We start from the raw sequence: 16,613 nt of genomic DNA, 5'->3' as shown, positions 1-16,613 counted from the left end.
CATCTGGAGGAAGCGTCTGTAAACATCGTAGGCGAACCTCTCATCCCCCGTCATCCTAGCCAAAGACTCGACGATCTCGTCGTTGATCCCCAAGTTGAGTATGGTGTCCATCATCCCGGGCATGGATACCGGAGCGCCGCTCCTCACCGACACCAGCAGGGGATTGGATGGGTCACCGAACCTCTTTCCCGTCTTGGACTCCAGCCACCTCATAGCCTCCCTTACCTGATCCATCAGGCCCTCAGGGAGCCTTTCACCCCTCCTGTAGAACTCCCTGCAGGCTTCCGTGGTTATAGTGAATCCGGGAGGCACAGGGAGGCCCTGCTTGTACATCAAAACTAGACCAGCCCCCTTGCCACCCAGCAGCTTCCGGTTCCGGGGATCCGCCTCGTCATACGTGTATACCAGCTTCTTCAACGACATGCACCGGATGATAGAGGAGAAAGGAACTTTTATTCGTTAGGTGGGATCAGAGCTTCTCTATCTTGGAATAGAGATCATCGCCCCCCAGCGAGAGGGTCACGTAGTTCTTTGTCCCCCTCACGATCTCCACCGGAATCTTCCCTTTAGCCCTGAAACCGAACCTAGAACCTAGCTTCTTGGCCACATCCCTTTCCAGGCCCACTATCAGCCCCGTAACCCTCCAGTCGTCATCCCGCTCCAAGTCCTCCACCTCCCCTATGAGCTCCCCATCCAGAGCAATGACCCTTTCCCCGATTATCTCCTTCACCCTCATTCCTTCACCCAGCCTCAATTCCCTGAGAAGATATAACCGTTGACAGGTAAAATCCCGCATTTCCCGCTCAGCGCCGTCCGTGCAAGCTCAGGATAATGTTATTAATTCGTGTTAAGATTAATCAAGCAGATGAGCTTCGCCCTCATGATAGACCTAACTACAGATAAAAGCTGGAGGGAGATGCTTTCCATCTTCCTGCTGGAGTTGGAGAGGATTCCAGGTGTCCTGAAGCTCATAGCCCTCCCATCCCCCGACGATCGGATATACGAAAGCAACGTCCTCGTGGTCGTCAGGGAGTACAGCTACGAGCTCGTGCTCAGGATCATGGAAGCGGCTGTGAGGGCTGAGAGGAGAGCGGGGGTTCATGGGATCCTGAGCCCGACGGTGGCAACTCCGGACGAACCGGTGGTTAGCGAGTTCGAGGAGAAGGGGATGACCTACTCGATTACCTAGGTGCCCGACATGTCATTGATGAAGGCAAAACTCCTCATGGAGCAGGCTGTGAGGGATTTAGAGTTTAGTTGCTTCGATAAAGCAGTCAGTGCGGCCTATTTCTCGGTCAGAATGGCCGCTGAACTTCTGACCCGGTCGAGGGCTAGGAGGGACGACAAGCTGGCCAACGCTTTGGGGAACCTGATGGGGGACGAGTTCAGGATCAAGATGATGGCCCTTTACGAGTTCAGGAAGAGAGCTGATTATCGATCCAAGATGACCTCTGAAGGTGAAGCCAAGATCGCTGTGAGGGATGCCAAGCAGTTACTAGAATCCATAATTGAGGAGATCGAAGAGAGGAGAGGAAAGGGATAATATCCGCAACTTTTCGGAAAAATTCGGAGGAGGCTTAACAACGCTAGACCTCGAGCGAGGTGTTCAAGAGGATCGGTGAGTTCACCGATATCACCCCAGCAGAGGAGGTAGAACCACGTCGCCGATGCGCCAGCCAGACCTCGGCCTGATACCCATTATGATACCCGCGCTCCCATCCTCCAGTATGGGGAAGTACTCCACATCCTCGAAGAAGATCCATACCAATGCAGCCATTAACGAGACGTTCCACTGGTAAACGTTGTAATCCGCCATCTCGCCGGTCCTAGGGGATACGATCATCCTCTTGGAGAACCCCCTCTTCACATCGTATCCCTCGAAGAGGCTCAGGGTGAGGCCTCCTTCGAGGAAGAATGGATAGACATCTCCTGAGGGATGCAGGTAGCCCTCCCAGTAGACCTGGTCTAGGTGATGTATCAGAACGGCCCCTTCCGGTTTCACGATCTCCCTGATCGAATTGAGGAGGAGAACCGTCCTCCAAGTATCGAAATGGGGCATGGTCAGCCCGTAGATCAGGACCACATCTGCTCCTCCCACCAGCTCATGGGCCAGGAACGCGTCTCCCTCTATCAGCTCCGGTTCCAGACCTAGCTCCTTAACGGCGAAGTCCTTGGCCTTGAACAGGGCATCTCCCCTAAGGTCGAGTACGGTCAGTTCTACGTCCTTTCCAGCCTCCCTGAGGACTCTGCAGAGAGCGACACCACCTATTCCGACCCCGCCCATCAGATCGAGGACCCTGAACGACCCCCTCCCTTGGAAGAAGGGGTGTTCCACCACCTCCCTGAAGTACTTCAACGCCCTGCCATACCTCTCCCTCCCAGCCCCCTCAGGGTCCTCAGGCCAAGGAAAGAGAGAGTAGAACTTCCTCATGTCCTCCAAGGTATCACCTCAGAGTAGCATGGAGGGGAGCTTCAGATCTTCCGGCCTCAGCTTCCTCCTCGGCCTCTTGGCCAGTAACATGAACCTCCTGTAGTCTAGGGGGCGCAGATCCACCTCCTCGAAGAACAGCCACATCAGGGACAGGAAGTCTGCGACTCCCCAGAGGTAGACCTCGAGCTCGGTCATCCTTCCTCTGAGTAAGGAGAAGTGGGCCCGCCTGAATGTCCCCCTCTTGAAGTCGTATCCCTTGTGCATGCTAAGGATCGGCTCATCTCCTTTGAATTCAGCTATTATATCCTTGTACCCGGTCATGTAGAACACCCAGTACCTTCTGTCCGCCTCCTCGACTAATAGGACTCCATTGTCCTTCAGCGACGCACTTATGGAAGCTAGGAGGAGGATCGCCCTCCAAGGATCAAAATGCGGGGTTGAGAGCCCGTACATCAGGACCAGATCGAGGTCCCTCAGCACCTCGTGGACTCTCATGGCGTCATGGACTAGGATCTCACCTTCCTCGCCCAGCTCCTCCCTTGAGAATCGCTTAGCTACCTCCAGCGCCTTCTCCCTCAGGTCCATAAGGTACAGCCTCACCCTCCCACCCAGAGTCTTGGAGAGAGCCACCCCTCCTATCCCCTCTCCGCTAAGTATGTCCAATACGCGGGGCTCTTCAGATAGCTCGCTCAAGAAAGGATGATTCTTAAGTTCGGAAAACTCTTTCAAAGCCCTCTCGTATCTCTTCCTTCCCTCAGGTGTGTACGGGTCCCCATGCCACGGTAGGAGGGAGTATATGCTGTCGAGTTCCGGCTCCAACCGCTTCAGGGAAAACCACCCTCACAATCCTTACCGAGAAAACTAAAACCTTCTTCCAGATGGAGCATCAACAACGAAAAATAGGGGGGATGGGCTCAACCCTTTAACATCTTGATGAACTCGCGCATCCAAGCTGGCAGGTCCGGCCAGGCCCTAGCAGTCACGAGGTTCTCGTGAACGACCACCTCCTGATCCAAGTACTCGGCTCCGTGGGCCTTAACATCGGGGCTCACGGCCACGTAGGAGGTCATCTTCATGCCCGGACTTATCAGCTTGTATCCGGTGAGGAGCAGGGGTCCGTGGCATATTGCAGCGATTGGCTTCTTGGCCTCCATGAAGTGCTTGACGATCCTCTCCAAGTCAGGATCCAGCCTGATGTACTCCGGCGCCCTGCCCCCGGGTATCACCAATCCATCGTACTCCTCGGGATTCACCTCCTTGAACTCCCTGTCAACCCATCCAAACCTGTACCCGGGCTTCTCGGTGTAGGTCTCCCAGCCTGGCTCGAAGTCGTGAACCACGGTCATGAGAGTCTTCTTCGTTGGAGCGGCCACATGAACCTCGAATCCCTCCTCCTTGAGGCGCCAGTACGGGTAAAATAGCTCTTGAGCCTCTACGGCATCCCCGGCCACAATAAGGACCTTCTTGGTCATAGGGGATCACCAAATATTAGAGGGGGAAGAGGAGATAACGATTTCCCTATAACTATAAAACCCTTTGAATAGTGAATGCCTAGCCGGCTTCCTCATTTCCCCTCTTGGATGTGAAGAACGCCCAAGCGAGTATCGCCAGTATGATCGCTAGCGAAAGTCCAGTGGGCATGTGTATGTCGAATGCAGTGAGCAAGAAGGCCACTCCCAAGTAAACCAAGTATACAGCTAGTCCCTTGCCCAAGTTCTCCAGACGCTTCACTCCATGTTCCAGAACGAAGTACAGAGATCTCAGGCCCAGAACTGCGAGTATGTTGGATGTGTAAGCGGTGAAGAATTCCCTAGTTATCGCGAGGACCGCGGGAACTGAATCGAAGGCGAACATTATGTCTGTGGTCTCTATCGCTAGGAGAACGAGTATCAACGGTGTGAATACCTTCCTACTGCTTCTCCTCACTATGAACTTATCGCCCTCGTACTCATGAGTGAGAGGAAGGAACCTCTTGGCCAGCAGGACTATTTTGTTCTTACCCGGATCAACGCTCTCCGCTCCACCCCTAGCCATCTTGTATCCCGAATAGATCAGTATGGCACCGAACACGTAGACCATCCAGTGGTACCTCTCCAGCAACGCTACTCCAACGATTATGAAGAGCCCCCTGAACAGGGCGGCGAACAGTATGCCTAAGAGGAGGACAAAGGGTCTCGAATGATAGGGAACCGAGAAGTAGGTGAAGATGGCGAGGAAGACGAACACGTTGTCCATCGATAAAGTATACTCGGTGACGTAAGCAGTGATGTACTTGATAAACTCTTCCAATCCGTAAATATCTAGAATAAAAATGGAGAATGCCATTCCTATAGATACCCAGATAGCTACCCATTTCAGACTATCTTTTAACGTAACTTCCGTCTTCTTGTAGTGCCTTAGGTCTAGGTAGAGGAAAACCACGATCATCACGTGAAATGCCATCCAGAAGACGGGAGAGGTCACCTCCATCTCAATCCGAGAGCCCCAATGAGGCTCTATTAAAAAGTTAATTGGGAAGATTGGAGGAGCGGGCCGCGAAGTTTGTTAGCACGCAGAGAAAGACTGCTCTGATGCTTTAGGAACGCTTCCATCTCTAATATGAAAATTTACTCATGTTAATTAATCGAGGAGGAAAAATAGGGGAGGGTGTTCTTAACCACCGAGGAACTGAACGTTCAAGTATAGAGCGAAGGCGTAGGTGAACATTATGGCGCTTATGAGCGTGAAGATGAACGGAATCCATGTGGGCCTAACTACCTTACCTGCTGGGTGTATCTTCGGCAGCATGTACCAGTTCTGGTAGAGGAAGAGCCACGTGTAAATCACCATTATGAACATGTTGGTGACTCCGGTGAGGATTATCAAGAAGCCCGGCCTCTGAAGCAGCACTGTTACAGCCCCTATCACCGTGTAGATCGTTATCAGGTAGTAGTATATCTTCCTGTACTCTATCTTCTCGGGGATGCCGGGTAAGGTGTAGGCATTGCTGGCGAATATCCTCCCAACGCCATCGAGAGCGGTGATATACGCATCGACCAAGAAGAAGAACCCTATCAGGTAGAGGACCGCCCTTCCTGCATCGCCCCAGAGGTGTCCGAACCACTCCGCCTGTACGACCACTATCTTGAATCCCTTAGGCAGAGCCTCAGCTCCCTTCTGGAGATACTCCGGTCTGAGAACTGCATAGGTCAGTAGGGTTGTGAGCACGATGGTGAGCGTGTTCAACGCAACCCCAAAGAGGTTGTCCACCCAGAGCCAAGTCATCCAGTCCTTCCATCTCTTCCTATTCTCCGGTGTGTCGGGGAACGCGACTCCGACGCCAGGTATAGGCTCGGGCTCACCGGTTATAGGGCTGGTAACCCTACCTATGTGAGCAGACATGCCCGCGTTCTTGTCCCTCACCCAGAAGCTGTACAGGAGGTTCCATATACCCCCAGCTCCAGTGTAGGCTATCAACGTTATGAAAATGCCCATGTCAGCCTTGTCGAAGTTGGACGGAAGAAGGTTAAATCCTTGACTGAAAGGTATCAGGGCGGGGAAGTACTCTCCAACGATCTTGCCCACCGCAGGTGAGAAGAGCACCACGAGAAGCATGCCGCCGAACGACACTATGGCAGCCAAGCTCTCTATGTACTCCACTATCTTGTAGGCCACTGGTCCTATCATGAACATTACCCATATGAGGAAGATCGCCACCTCGGCCCAGAACCTAGTCTGACCCGCAGCATCCCATCCCGGTGGGAACTTAGTTAGCGCAGCTAAGGCAGTAGCACCGCCCGACACGTAGCCCCCCACCCAGAGATAGACGACGAGGGCTACGAAGAACGCGAACCACCCGTAGAGCCTGTTCACCCTGTGAAATCCCTCGAATATGGACTCCCCAGTGGCCATAGTGTACCTAGCTATCTCGAGATTAACCCAGTACTGGAGAGAAGCGTAGAAGAGGAGCCACCCAAGGAAGAAGAGGCCGTATTTGGCCACCATGTATGGCCACCATATGAGCTCTCCACTTCCCTGAGAGAGTCCTGCCCAAACCAAGCCCGGACCGAACATCGCAGCCCATCCTGGGAAATCAGGTAGGTCTTTTACGTCAAAGGGCTTCGTAAATCTTCCAAAAATGAGGTTTTCACCTTCCTCCTTCGCCATGGATAGCACCCTGTCTGTTGTCTAACCCTCATTAGGCAATTAATATAAAGATGGCTCTCCGGTCCCCGCTGAGCTTAATGGTCCAGCTTCAAGATCTACCAATCAAAAGGGCCATCTTTTTAACGTTAAGTTTCAATATCAACTTCTCCTAAACCCTATTAATATATATTGTGCTGTGTTATGCTAGATGATAATTAAGATGAAAAACAGCCTTATAAGGAACAAACATGTTTCATAGGTTTCCCGGGTAAAGATTAATATTGTTTTCAGCCTCTATCCGCGGTGATGACATGTACAGGATGCTCAGGAGGGTCGAGGCTAAGCCGTATGAGACCTGGCCGGGCGTAACTCGAAGAGCTCTCGCGCTGGGGGAGAGGATACTCCTCTTGGAGATCTCATTGAGGAAGGGGGCAATAGCGCCCGCTCATTCCCATCCTAACGAGCAGTCAGGTTACATCGTGATGGGGAGGCTCAGGATAAGGATAGGGAACAAGACGCACGACCTCAATCCAGGAGATGCTTACATAATACCTCCTGACGTTGAGCACGAGGCGGAGGCTTTAGAAGACACGGTGGTTGTGGAAGTGTTCTCTCCTCCTCACGAGCTCCTGAAGAAGGACCTGACAGGGGAGGTGTGATCCGTATGCCCAAGTATGTGGTTAGCCCCGAGGAGGTCACGGGCGGCGCCCCTATGGAGAAAGGAGCCGGTGAAAGGAAGCCAGTGAGGGATCTGAAGATAATATATCCGGAAAACGTAGATCCCGATCCAAAAACCCTCATTCTGGGGGTTGTAGAGGTAGATCCCGGCCACCACACCCCCCTTCACAGACATAAGTGCGAGGAGGTCTACTACATCCTTCAGGGGGAGGGGGAGGTGGAGATAGAGGGCCGAAGATACCCGGTGAAGGCCGGATATGGAGTCTTCCTGCCGGAAGGTGTGAGGCACAGGATACACAACACCGGGAAGGAGGTACTAAGGTATGTGGCAGTTGGGGGCATAATGATGGTTCCCCTGGTGCCCAAGTGGCCCACCGAATCTCCCTATGAAATACTGGAGTGATGAACTACCATCCAACCTTTTTATGTGCGGCGAGGAGGTCCGCCGGATGTACAAGGCTCCTCCGAAGTTCATCTACGTAAGGTGGATAGGTCTGCTCTGCACCCTAGTACCGATGATCGCCTTCCTCGTGGTCACGGTACTTTCGAGCGGGTACCACGGGGTCCCCTTCACCTTGGCCAGCTTCCTGCCCCTGCTAGTCCTCTCGTACTACCTCGACAGGATAGTAGGAGCTCTTCCCCTGCCGGAGAGACTAAGGCATCCCTACTTACTGGTTGCACTCGCCTGGCTCCTAGCTTATCCCCTAGCTAGGCTATTGGTCACAGAGCCCATGCTGATAGCCCTCGGATATCCCACCTTGGCCTTCAACGGAGTGGCAGGCGCCCTGCTGATACTGCTAGGATTGGCCTTCTTGGGGTTCGCGTACGGGACCTTCTTCTACACAGCATACATAACGATCTTCAGGATCTACCTAAAGAGGAAGCTGAAAAAGGGGGAGGTACCGAAGGAGCTCACCGGATGATGTTCAGATCGGGTCTCATCACAGCCCCGACATCAGCTGAGGCTGCCAGCATGGAATAGATGGCTAGGAATCCGCTCTCCTTTGGAGGAGGTGGCGTCCATTTCTTTCTCCTCTCCTCTAGCTCGTCCTCATCCACTAGGAGGTCGAGCCTCCTTTTAGGCACATCTATGAGGATCTCGTCCCCCTCCTCCACCAAGGCTATTGGCCCGCCCTCGGCAGCCTCGGGAGAAACGTGTCCTATAGCGGGACCTCTCGTGGCCCCTGAGAACCTCCCATCCGTGATAAGGGCTACCCTCTTTAGTCCCATGCCCATTATCGTCGCCGTGGCTGTGAGCATCTCCCTCATGCCAGGGCCACCTTTAGGCCCCTCGTACCTGATCACCACAACATCGCCCTCAGCTATCCTCCCGTCGAATATGGCCTGAACAGCCTCCTCCTCCGAGTCGAAGGGCTTTGCCCTCCCCTTGAAGACCAGCATCTCAGGATCCACGGCCGTCTGCTTTATCACCGCGCCTCTGGGGGCAAGAGATCCCCAGAGAATGGCCAACCCGCCCTGTTCATGGTAAGGGCTGCTTTTGGGCCTTATCACATCTCTGTTCCTCACCTCAGCTTTTTTCACTATCTCCTCCCAGGTCTCGCCGGCCACGGTGAGCTGGTCCAGATGCATCATCTCCGCCAGCTCCTTGAAAACTGCGGGCACCCCACCGGCGTAATGCAGATCCCTGACATAGTGCGGACCTGCAGGATTGAGGTTGGCTATATGAGGGGTCTCCTTGCTTATCTCATCGAAGAGCTCGAGCGGGAGATCGACCCCAGCCTCCTTGGCTATCGCCATGAGGTGAAGCACCGCGTTGGTGGATCCACCCAGAGCTACATCAACCCTTATGGCGTTCTCGAAGGCCTCCCTAGTCATCAGATCCCTGGGCTTTATGCCCCCCCTCAACAGATCCATCACAGCCCTCCCGGCTGCTCTCCCAGCCCTGATCCTCTCAGCCGAGACAGCTGGTATAGTGGATGTCCACGGGAGGACCATTCCCAGAGCCTCGGCTGCTATGGCCATGGTGTTAGCGGTGTAGAGACCCGCGCAAGACCCCGGACCTGGGACGGCCATGGACTCGATCCTCCTCAGCTCTTCATCACTTATCTTCCCGGCCTTGTACTGGCCAACAGCCTCGAACACGTGGCTGACTGCCATCTCCTCTCCATCCACCACTCCGGGAAGCATGCACCCTCCATTGACTAGGACAGCCGGTATATTGAGCCTTGCTGCTGCCATGAGCATTCCCGGAGTTATCTTGTCGCACGAAGTTACCAGTACTAGGGCGTCGAGAGCGTGAGCCTTTGCCATCAGCTCAACACTGCCTGCTATGAGCTCGCGGCTGGGGAGAGGAGCCTTCATGCCCTCGTGCCCCATAGCTATACCGTCGCATATCGCAATGGTGTTGAACTCGAGGGGGGTACCGCCAGCTTCCCTCACGCCCTGCTTGACGGCCTCAGCTACCTTATCAAGGTGCACATGACCTGGGACTATCTCGTTCCACGAGTTGGCGATTCCCACCAGGGGCTTGCTGAGATCCTCGTCATCTAGACCTGCAGCCTTGAAAAGAGATCTCTGAGGAGCTTTTTCGGGCCCCTCAGTCACTACACGACTTCTCCACTTGAGATCCAGGTAGACACCCCCTGAGAGGTCCCGAAATCAGTTATAGCTTTTTTGTGCAGGGCAACAGCTACGGTGGAACCCCGATTCTGGAGGTGCTGATTAGGAGTAAGGGGCCCCGCTGAATGATGGAGAGCTCAAGGGTTTCCTAAGCTGAGGCCTGCTCAGACCTCCTCCATCATCTTCTCTATCCAGTACTTCTCCTTCCTGGCCTTGGGCCTCCTCAGCTTGGCGAGGGAGTCGAAGACCCTAGTCTGGCCCAGAAGCAGCACCAACGAAACCACGATGTAGAGTAAGTTCAAGGGCCATTCCACCATCATCGATGTGTAGGTCTCGTAGAAATCGAGGGGCTGCTCGGTCAGGGTCATGGGGAGGAGCTCGAAAAGGAACTCACCACCTAAATTCACGAAACCTATGATAGCGGACCCTAATATGAAGGAAAGGACCCTAAGGCTCTTGGTCTTCCTGTATATGATACCGAAGAGCGCCTCCCCAGTCAGAGCTATTATGAAGAGGAGCATGATGCCGGCCGTTAATGTCGCCCTGATTATGTCGATCGACCTTATGTATCCCAAGAAGACCGCCCTGAACAGGTAGTACGTATAGAAGAGAACGTAGAAGACGAAGAGGAAGACCATTAAGGGGACCAGATAGAAGACCCTGAACTCCATCAGGTAGATGGCTAGGGTCGCCACCGCCACTGAGGAGAGGAGGACGAGGCTTAGTGTGAGGAACCAAGAGAATATATCCACGGTCGTCTCAGCATATATTAGGAATACGGCTCCATTGAGCGAGTAGTAGTAGAGGAGGGCCAGCTCAGTGAGGGCGAACATAAGGAACGTGAGCAGGGAGAGGAGGAGCCTCCTCTCTCTGGTCCTGATGATGTCGAATAGAACGTAGAGGGACACTATACCCTCGGACAGGAGCCCGATCGAGTGGGCCAGGGTGTAGGGTTCCAGTGTGAACATGAGAACACCCCCTCAAGAGAAGAAGAGGCCCTTGGATCTCTCCAGGGCCCTGTCAACTATGCTCCTACTGCGCTCCTTGGAGCTCCCACCCCTCTCATATCCCTCAAGTATCCTGAAGAGCTCCGGAAGCAGTCCCTTGAGGAAATCCTTGGTGAGCTTCCTACCGGTGAACCTCTCGTGTACGTAGAGTAGACCGTCCTCTAACCTATCCAAGTCGGAGGGATCCTTGGATACAGCTAGAAGGGAGGCTATACCTACTCGAGGCCTCTCTCCCTCCAGCCTGAGGGTCAGCCCGACGAAGTAGAACCCGCTATGGGAGAACTTCACCACCTCCCCACCCTTTGCGGAGAAGGGGAAGGATCTGAGTGACGCCAGGCCCATCTCCTCAGAGAACCCGCTGGGGTACCCGGCTATTATCTCGAACCCCTCGGGCTCCAAGGAGGCTAGAAGCACGTATTCCAAGCCCATTTCCATCACTTCAGGCCGGGGATAGTAAAAAAGTTAATCCCTCGGGAGGCGTTCTAGACAGTTCTGTCGTTCCCGCGCCACCTCCATCCCCCTACAGGTTTCCTATCTCGATGTACTTCTCCATCATGTTCATCAGGATGTCCTTGGCCCTCTCCTGATCCCTGACCTTGGCTATGTTGTCCAGCACATCCACGAGGAGGGCTCTGACCTTGCTCTCGGGCGACAGCTTGGGTATGAGGGCTGCTGCCAAGAACCCGCCCCTGCTGACGATTATTATCTTCCTGTCCCTCATCTCTATGGACTGGGGGACGTCGCTCAGGGCCTCTCCCGTGTAGTTCTTGGTGAGGGCCAGGAAAGCGCTCAGGGTGAGGCTCCTGCTGGACGAGGTGGACACCAAGGGATTGCCCTCCTCATCCAAGATGACCATCTCCTCGATTCTGAGTGGGTGCGTGACCTGCTTCCCTGTGAGCTGCTCGTATAGCCAAGAGAACGCCTCGAAGAGCCCGAATCCTGTGAGAGCGCTGGTCCAGACGACCTGCCACGTGATCCCCTCCAGCTTGGTGAGCTCGAACCTCTCTATTATCTCCATGATGGTCGCGGCCTCCTCCAGATCGGCCTTGTTAGCTAGTATTAGGAGGGGGACTCCCCTCTTCATAATAGATACCACGTTCCAGAGCTCCTTCTTGGCCTCATCGAATCTCTCCTCATCGGCCGAGTCTATCATGAATATTATGGCGTCCGCCTTGTCGGCGTACTCGGCCCACATGCGCCTGAGGCTCCTCTGACCCCCCAAGTCCCATATGTTGAACTCTATGCTCTTTATCCTTATCCTCTCGAAGTTGGCTCCCACGGTCGGTATCGTCGATCCAGGCTCTCCCTTCATCAAGTAGTTCAGCATCGTGGTCTTCCCGGCCCCATCGAGCCCCAGTATGACGATGGTAGCCGATTTCCTGAACAACCCAAGCAGACCGGACACGAGCTTCCTGAACCCCATCAGCTATGATCCGAGGGGGAACGATATTAATGTTAATATTCCAGGTTCCCCTCCATCGATAAAGAATTAAAGAATTTAATCACTCCTGAGGAAGGACCTCAACTCGTCGACGAAATCGCGCAGCCTCTCCTCATCCGCCCCCTTCCTGAGGGCGGCGCTCAGGTATATGTCCTCGCTCAGGGGTACCAGGTAGATGTAGGCCCCATCGCTCTCTAACCTGCATCTCTCCACGGCCCCCATACCCAAGTGATCCAGCAAGGCCTTGGATATCTCCAATATGGAGGAGCTGGATGCCAGGAAGAACTCCTCCATCACATCTGGAGGGAGGGAGGAGTAGAGGGATATCCCGTCTGGCGTGAAGACCGCCAGCAGCACCAGGTCATCGCCCACGTCCTCTCTGAACCCATCTACAATGGATCTGAATCCCTCAGATAGATCAGACAATCGATCACCCCGCTGGGAAGACCACGGAGCTTCTCCTCAGGTCCTCCAGGTACTTTGAGATTCCAGGTGCGAGCTGCCTGAACTTCGACAGCACGAACTTCAAATACCTGAGGAGATCCAAGAGATCCCTCACCTCGCTTCTCAACTCATCGTCCCTCAAATCGGAGTATACCTCCCTGAGGGCATCGATGTAACCGTCCACCCTTCCCTCGAGGGAGGAGGTATCGAAATCCGTTGTCGGTAGGAGGGTCCTGAAGAGATTCAGGAGGACGTCCAAGTAGCTCCCGGGCATGTGGAGTATCTTGTTGGGGATCTCCTCCAGCCTGGCCGCCAAGAAGAGTATCTCCGGACCCGCATCGGGCATCCGCCTCATGGACTCCGAAAGGACCGTCGCAGCTAGCTCCACTTCCCTCATGACGGAGGAGGACAGGTCCTCAATCCTCTCCCTCAGCTTGCTCGTCTTGACCTCGAATTCCTTCCTGAGCCTCTCATAGCCCCTCTCCTGATCCCCCACATCCATGAGGGTCAGGTACATCTCGTTGATCAGGGAGGAGATGGAGTAATCCAGCTCGCTGATCTCCCTATCGAACTTCCTGTGCAGGATCTGGTTAGAGGCCTTGACCACCTTCTCCACGAGCCTCAGCTCGTTTATCAGGGCGAACACCTTCTCGTAGAGGGAGGCCATCAGGAGGCCCATCTCCAGCCTCCTGGCCTCGCCCTCCTCCAGGTACCTCTCGAGCATCTCGGTATTAGCTGCGTATTACATTTATATGTTAGGAGCGGGAGTTATGTGGATCGTTGATGGGCTTGAGAACCCTCGATGAGATCTTGGAGTATCTGGTCTCTTCGGGCATCCCTCCCGAGAGGGTTGAGAAGCTGAGGGGCTACTTGAGGAAGGATGGACTGGAGGAACCAATCGGGAGGATACTCTCCCTCTGCTCATCCCTCGAGGACGCCCTCTCCGAGGTCCCCGATGTGGGGGGCCTGGCGGATGTCGTTAAGGAGGTCGAGTACAAGGTCAGGATAATCAGGGAGTTCATAACCAACTCCCTCTTGGAGCTCTCCAAGGACAAGGGATACATGAGGGGATTCTTCAGGAGCAAATCAAAGGCTAAGAGGCTGGCCAGCGTCCTGAAGAGCGCCAGAGAGGAGCTGGATGAGACGAGAGAGGGACTGATTGAAGCGGTGAAGGGTACCCTCATCAAATCCATCGACTCCCTAGGCTTGCGGAAGGGTTTGAAGGACAGGGTAAGGGACATCAGGGAGCTCGATGATTTAGGAGAGCTGAGAGATGTGTGGGAGCTCGTGAGGGAGAAGCTGGAGACTTTCGAGGTGAGGGATAGATCCAGCCCCGGCAAGGGGTTGACGATCTCGGATGATGTGGTGCAGGACACGCTGATCACCCTGGACGAACTGATCGGGATAAGGGAGGAGCTCGAGCTCAGGGGATGCTCCTTCTTGATGCTATCCGAGATCCTCCTCCTGAGGGATCAGCTCCTGAGTTGGCTCTCCTCCAACATAGGTAGGGAATCTCAGGTGGCGACCAACGTCCTCTCCCTGATCAAGAGGATAGCTGAGGATTCGAGGGCCCTCCTATCGACATCCAAATCCCTGCTATCCCTGAGATCCGAGCTGGAGTCCGTCAAGTCCGAGGTGATGGGCAAGCTATCAGTGAAGCTACCCCAGCTGACGGATACCCTCTCCATGGTCGGGATAAGCTCTCCAAGACTTCCATGCACGGTAACCACCTCTCAGGAGTTGTCCGGGCTCAGATACGAGGTATCGAAGCTGAAGGAATTGGTATCGCTCCTCAAGGACCTGAGCTCCGAACTGGATCATCCCTTGGAGGATCTGCAGATAAACCCGGAGAAGCTCTCCTACAGGACGGAAACGGAGTTCTTGAGGAGCCTCGTAGAGGCGATAAGATCCCTCAGACTGTCTCGCGGCCTACCATCAACTGCCTACTCACTACCAGGGCTCATGGCCGAGCTGCTATCCCTCTATCCAAAGTGGAGGGAGCATGTGAGGAGCGCCCTCACGGAGAGAGGGAGCATGGATGTGGAGGAGCTCTCCTTCATCCCCCAGTCCTGGAGGGAATGGTTCCTGCATAACTTGGAGGAGGAAGGCCTGATAAGGATAGAGGGGAACAGGATAGTGGCTAGAACAAGGTCCCGCGAGGTTGGAAAGCTGAGGATGAAGCTGGACTTCCTCAAGGACACGTACGAGGAGATGGGCCCCCTGTTCAGGAGGGCCGGCGTGGATGAGGGATACATCGCCGACTTGGAGAGGAAGATGGAGCTGCTGGAGGATGCGAAGGGCGATGAGAGGAGGGCCCTCATCCGAGAGGTTGAGGAGAGGATAGAGAGGGCCCTCTCAGTTCTGAGGGGGGCTCTTAATGAGGAAGATGAAGCTGGTGGTCGTGGGTCCTCACCAGGCTGGCAAGTCGACCTTAATCCGTAGGCTCGATCCCTGGGCAGTGAAGATGGATTACTCGAAGGGGAGCTTCACCACGACCGTGGGGTTCGACTACGGGATCTTCCTCTGGGATGCGACCGTCAACAGGATCTACAGGAAGGATCAGCTGGATGAGATGGATCCGGGGAACGAGATATGGAAGGTCTCCCTCACCGGGACCCCAGGTCAGATGGCCTTCTCCCCGGTCAGGAGGGTGCTGGCCAGGGGGAAGGACGGCATAATCCTGATACTGGACAGTTCTAGGCCAGTAGATCTCGTTTACGCCCTGAGCCACTACCAGGAGGCCAGGGAATCCATCGGTCCCTCCGCCCCCCTCGTCATACTGGCGAACAAGCAGGACCTCCCCAACGCCAAGAGCGCCGAGACTGTAGCCAGCCTGCTGGGGATCAGGGCGAAGGTATTCCCCGTCTCCGCACTTAGGGGGACCAACGTGGAGGAGAGCATACTGTACATCCTGAGGGAGGTCAGGAGAGAGGTTTTCAAGAGATCTATCTCGGAGAGGGTCTCCGCTTGGTCGAGGTGATCCCCCTGAACGTAGTCCCGCCCCCCTTAGAATGCACCGCGAGGGGGGGCGGATACCAGCTTGAGGCGGGCACCATCGGGTGCATCGGGGGGTGCGCGTCCATAGTGGTGGTGAGGGCCCTCCCCACGGTTCCTCCCCGAGGCATTTCCATCTGCGGGATCCCTGCCGATGTGAGGATGGAGGGAGAGCCGATAAGGTCATCAGCCCCGCTGCTAGTGATCCACGGTGGTGAATGCAACGTGAGGGCCGGAGGGGCAGAGCTCGTCCTGCCCTGCGGGGTTCCTAGGGGGTGGGTGAAGCTGCGTGGTTCCCGGGAACCCCTGCAGGAGCTGGGGCTCGGGATCAGGGGGAGGATAATACATAGGGGCAGGCCCTCGGTCTACGTGCTCAACCTGCCGGCGAGATGTTCCTTGGGGAGGGAGACCCTGCCTGAGGGGCTCGTCATCCTGGCGACGGGCGAGGGGACCTTGAGGGTTGGGAATGAGGTCCTCAGGCTCCCCTAGGGTACCTCAGCCGTCTCCGTGGCCACTACCCCGTTCTCGAACCTGCCCGCGACCACCAAGGACTTACCCCCGCTCACGTACCTTGATGGGATGAATATGAGGAGGTCTAGCCTCTCCCTCGGCGGGAGGGCGCTAGGCAGCGTATATCCGGCGCTTATGTCGCGATCGCCCAGGTCGACCCTCCCCTCGCCGAAGCCCACGGGGGTGAACTTTAACCAGACGAGATCGCCCTCCTCCCCCGGATTACCTATCAGGACCTCAATGACGTATCCGGGCTCCCCCCTCCCCCCCTCGACCACCCCGGACTCGAGGAGGCTGTAAAGCCCATCTGACCCCGTCAACCCGCTCGCACCCACGTAGTCAGCTTTCACCACCCTCACGTAGAGCTTACGCCCCACCTGGAGGGAGGAGGTATATGTGTAAT

Annotated in this window: 22 protein-coding genes; 8 read left to right on the top strand and 14 right to left on the bottom strand. The window is 55.1% G+C overall.

Going from position 1 to position 16,613, the window contains the following annotated elements:
* Together QI197_06130 and QI197_06125 are read right to left on the bottom strand one after the other, a co-directional pair.
* On the bottom strand, positions 1-423 hold a 423-nt coding region (locus QI197_06130), incomplete at its 3' end, for a PEP/pyruvate-binding domain-containing protein (GenBank protein ID MDK2372939.1).
* Positions 424-469: 46 nt separating this feature from the next.
* Positions 470-736 carry a PRC-barrel domain-containing protein gene (locus QI197_06125; protein ID MDK2372938.1) on the bottom strand — a complete coding sequence of 89 codons (267 nt, stop codon included), beginning with the start codon at positions 734-736 and terminating at the stop codon, positions 470-472.
* Between the two features lie 108 nt (positions 737-844).
* Between QI197_06125 and QI197_06120 the strand changes: the two genes are divergently transcribed.
* Complete coding sequence (locus QI197_06120) at positions 845-1,189, top strand: hypothetical protein (GenBank protein ID MDK2372937.1); 345 nt, start codon at positions 845-847, stop codon at positions 1,187-1,189.
* 9 nt (positions 1,190-1,198) lie between these two features.
* Entirely contained in the window at positions 1,199-1,543 is a 345-nt protein-coding gene (locus tag QI197_06115) for a HEPN domain-containing protein (protein MDK2372936.1), read from the top strand.
* Positions 1,544-1,633: 90 nt separating this feature from the next.
* Here QI197_06115 and QI197_06110 read toward each other — a convergent pair whose 3' ends face one another.
* From QI197_06110 to QI197_06090, 5 genes are all read right to left on the bottom strand, one after another.
* Positions 1,634-2,440: a class I SAM-dependent methyltransferase gene (locus QI197_06110; GenBank protein MDK2372935.1), complete on the bottom strand. Its 807-nt coding sequence runs from the start codon at positions 2,438-2,440 to the stop codon at positions 1,634-1,636.
* Between the two features lie 9 nt (positions 2,441-2,449).
* Complete coding sequence (locus QI197_06105; GenBank protein MDK2372934.1) at positions 2,450-3,250, bottom strand: class I SAM-dependent methyltransferase; 801 nt, start codon at positions 3,248-3,250, stop codon at positions 2,450-2,452.
* 95 nt (positions 3,251-3,345) lie between these two features.
* Positions 3,346-3,903: a DJ-1/PfpI family protein gene (locus QI197_06100; GenBank protein ID MDK2372933.1), complete on the bottom strand. Its 558-nt coding sequence runs from the start codon at positions 3,901-3,903 to the stop codon at positions 3,346-3,348.
* 79 nt (positions 3,904-3,982) lie between these two features.
* Entirely contained in the window at positions 3,983-4,900 is a 918-nt protein-coding gene (locus tag QI197_06095; protein ID MDK2372932.1) for a TerC/Alx family metal homeostasis membrane protein, read from the bottom strand.
* A gap of 183 nt (positions 4,901-5,083) precedes the next feature.
* Positions 5,084-6,577 (bottom strand): Nramp family divalent metal transporter, encoded by a 1,494-nt coding sequence (locus tag QI197_06090; GenBank protein MDK2372931.1) that lies wholly within the window; start codon positions 6,575-6,577, stop codon positions 5,084-5,086.
* 290 nt (positions 6,578-6,867) lie between these two features.
* Here QI197_06090 and QI197_06085 point away from each other — a divergent pair, with 290 nt between their 5' ends.
* The 3 genes from QI197_06085 to QI197_06075 are packed head-to-tail and all read left to right on the top strand — an operon-like array spanning position 6,868 to position 8,157.
* Positions 6,868-7,215 carry a cupin domain-containing protein gene (locus QI197_06085; GenBank protein ID MDK2372930.1) on the top strand — a complete coding sequence of 116 codons (348 nt, stop codon included), beginning with the start codon at positions 6,868-6,870 and terminating at the stop codon, positions 7,213-7,215.
* Between the two features lie 5 nt (positions 7,216-7,220).
* Positions 7,221-7,637 carry a cupin domain-containing protein gene (locus QI197_06080; GenBank protein MDK2372929.1) on the top strand — a complete coding sequence of 139 codons (417 nt, stop codon included), beginning with the start codon at positions 7,221-7,223 and terminating at the stop codon, positions 7,635-7,637.
* Between the two features lie 46 nt (positions 7,638-7,683).
* On the top strand, positions 7,684-8,157 hold the full coding sequence (locus tag QI197_06075; GenBank protein MDK2372928.1) for a hypothetical protein: 474 nt from the start codon (positions 7,684-7,686) through the stop codon (positions 8,155-8,157).
* Here the strand turns inward: QI197_06075 and ilvD are convergent.
* The 6 genes from ilvD to QI197_06045 form a co-directional block, all read right to left on the bottom strand.
* Positions 8,147-9,826, bottom strand: a complete 1,680-nt coding sequence (ilvD, locus tag QI197_06070; protein ID MDK2372927.1) for a dihydroxy-acid dehydratase — start codon at positions 9,824-9,826, stop codon at positions 8,147-8,149. The genes QI197_06075 and ilvD overlap by 11 nt on opposite strands.
* Positions 9,827-9,978: 152 nt before the next feature.
* Positions 9,979-10,782: a hypothetical protein gene (locus tag QI197_06065; GenBank protein MDK2372926.1), complete on the bottom strand. Its 804-nt coding sequence runs from the start codon at positions 10,780-10,782 to the stop codon at positions 9,979-9,981.
* Between the two features lie 12 nt (positions 10,783-10,794).
* A complete protein-coding gene (locus tag QI197_06060) occupies positions 10,795-11,250 on the bottom strand; it encodes a hypothetical protein (GenBank protein ID MDK2372925.1) in 456 nt (151 codons plus the stop codon).
* Between the two features lie 91 nt (positions 11,251-11,341).
* Complete coding sequence (locus QI197_06055) at positions 11,342-12,244, bottom strand: Arf family protein (protein MDK2372924.1); 903 nt, start codon at positions 12,242-12,244, stop codon at positions 11,342-11,344.
* Positions 12,245-12,319: 75 nt separating this feature from the next.
* Complete coding sequence (locus QI197_06050; protein MDK2372923.1) at positions 12,320-12,688, bottom strand: roadblock/LC7 domain-containing protein; 369 nt, start codon at positions 12,686-12,688, stop codon at positions 12,320-12,322.
* 4 nt (positions 12,689-12,692) lie between these two features.
* Positions 12,693-13,430 carry a hypothetical protein gene (locus QI197_06045; GenBank protein MDK2372922.1) on the bottom strand — a complete coding sequence of 246 codons (738 nt, stop codon included), beginning with the start codon at positions 13,428-13,430 and terminating at the stop codon, positions 12,693-12,695.
* Between the two features lie 59 nt (positions 13,431-13,489).
* On the opposite strand from QI197_06045, the gene QI197_06040 reads away from it, so the two are divergent.
* From QI197_06040 to QI197_06030, 3 genes are read left to right on the top strand one after another with little or no spacing between them, the layout of a single operon-like run.
* Entirely contained in the window at positions 13,490-15,148 is a 1,659-nt protein-coding gene (locus QI197_06040) for a hypothetical protein (GenBank protein ID MDK2372921.1), read from the top strand.
* The gene (locus QI197_06035; GenBank protein MDK2372920.1) at positions 15,084-15,686 is read left to right on the top strand and encodes a GTP-binding protein; all 603 of its coding nucleotides are present in this window, start codon (positions 15,084-15,086) and stop codon (positions 15,684-15,686) included. The genes QI197_06040 and QI197_06035 overlap by 65 nt, the downstream gene beginning before the upstream one ends.
* Positions 15,674-16,189, top strand: coding sequence for a hypothetical protein (locus QI197_06030; protein MDK2372919.1), 516 nt, complete (start codon positions 15,674-15,676; stop codon positions 16,187-16,189). The genes QI197_06035 and QI197_06030 overlap by 13 nt, the downstream gene beginning before the upstream one ends.
* Here the strand turns inward: QI197_06030 and QI197_06025 are convergent.
* Positions 16,186-16,613: hypothetical protein (locus QI197_06025; protein ID MDK2372918.1), on the bottom strand; the 428-nt coding region annotated here is incomplete at its 5' end. The genes QI197_06030 and QI197_06025 overlap by 4 nt on opposite strands.

The organism is Thermoproteota archaeon, assembly GCA_030130125.1.
Taxonomy (GTDB): Archaea; Korarchaeota; Korarchaeia; order Korarchaeales; family Korarchaeaceae; genus Korarchaeum.
Note: the sequence above shows the minus strand (reverse complement) of the source record. Positions and strands in the feature narration are given on the sequence as shown.

Bases quoted from the DNA above. Each gene is read 5' to 3' on its own strand.
- QI197_06035 (MDK2372920.1), top strand. From the start codon at position 15,084: ATGAGGAAGATGAAGCTGGTGGTCGTGGGTCCTCACCAGGCTGGCAAG.
- QI197_06080 (MDK2372929.1), top strand. From the start codon at position 7,221: ATGCCCAAGTATGTGGTTAGCCCCGAGGAGGTCACGGGCGGCGCCCCT.
- QI197_06055 (MDK2372924.1), bottom strand. From the start codon at position 12,244: ATGGGGTTCAGGAAGCTCGTGTCCGGTCTGCTTGGGTTGTTCAGGAAA.
- QI197_06060 (MDK2372925.1), bottom strand. From the start codon at position 11,250: ATGGGCTTGGAATACGTGCTTCTAGCCTCCTTGGAGCCCGAGGGGTTC.
- QI197_06085 (MDK2372930.1), top strand. From the start codon at position 6,868: ATGTACAGGATGCTCAGGAGGGTCGAGGCTAAGCCGTATGAGACCTGG.
- QI197_06125 (MDK2372938.1), bottom strand. From the start codon at position 736: ATGAGGGTGAAGGAGATAATCGGGGAAAGGGTCATTGCTCTGGATGGG.
- QI197_06095 (MDK2372932.1), bottom strand. From the start codon at position 4,900: ATGGAGGTGACCTCTCCCGTCTTCTGGATGGCATTTCACGTGATGATC.
- QI197_06040 (MDK2372921.1), top strand. From the start codon at position 13,490: ATGGGCTTGAGAACCCTCGATGAGATCTTGGAGTATCTGGTCTCTTCG.
- QI197_06115 (MDK2372936.1), top strand. From the start codon at position 1,199: ATGTCATTGATGAAGGCAAAACTCCTCATGGAGCAGGCTGTGAGGGAT.
- QI197_06090 (MDK2372931.1), bottom strand. From the start codon at position 6,577: ATGGCGAAGGAGGAAGGTGAAAACCTCATTTTTGGAAGATTTACGAAG.
- QI197_06100 (MDK2372933.1), bottom strand. From the start codon at position 3,903: ATGACCAAGAAGGTCCTTATTGTGGCCGGGGATGCCGTAGAGGCTCAA.
- QI197_06075 (MDK2372928.1), top strand. From the start codon at position 7,684: ATGTACAAGGCTCCTCCGAAGTTCATCTACGTAAGGTGGATAGGTCTG.
- QI197_06065 (MDK2372926.1), bottom strand. From the start codon at position 10,782: ATGTTCACACTGGAACCCTACACCCTGGCCCACTCGATCGGGCTCCTG.
- QI197_06045 (MDK2372922.1), bottom strand. From the start codon at position 13,430: ATGCTCGAGAGGTACCTGGAGGAGGGCGAGGCCAGGAGGCTGGAGATG.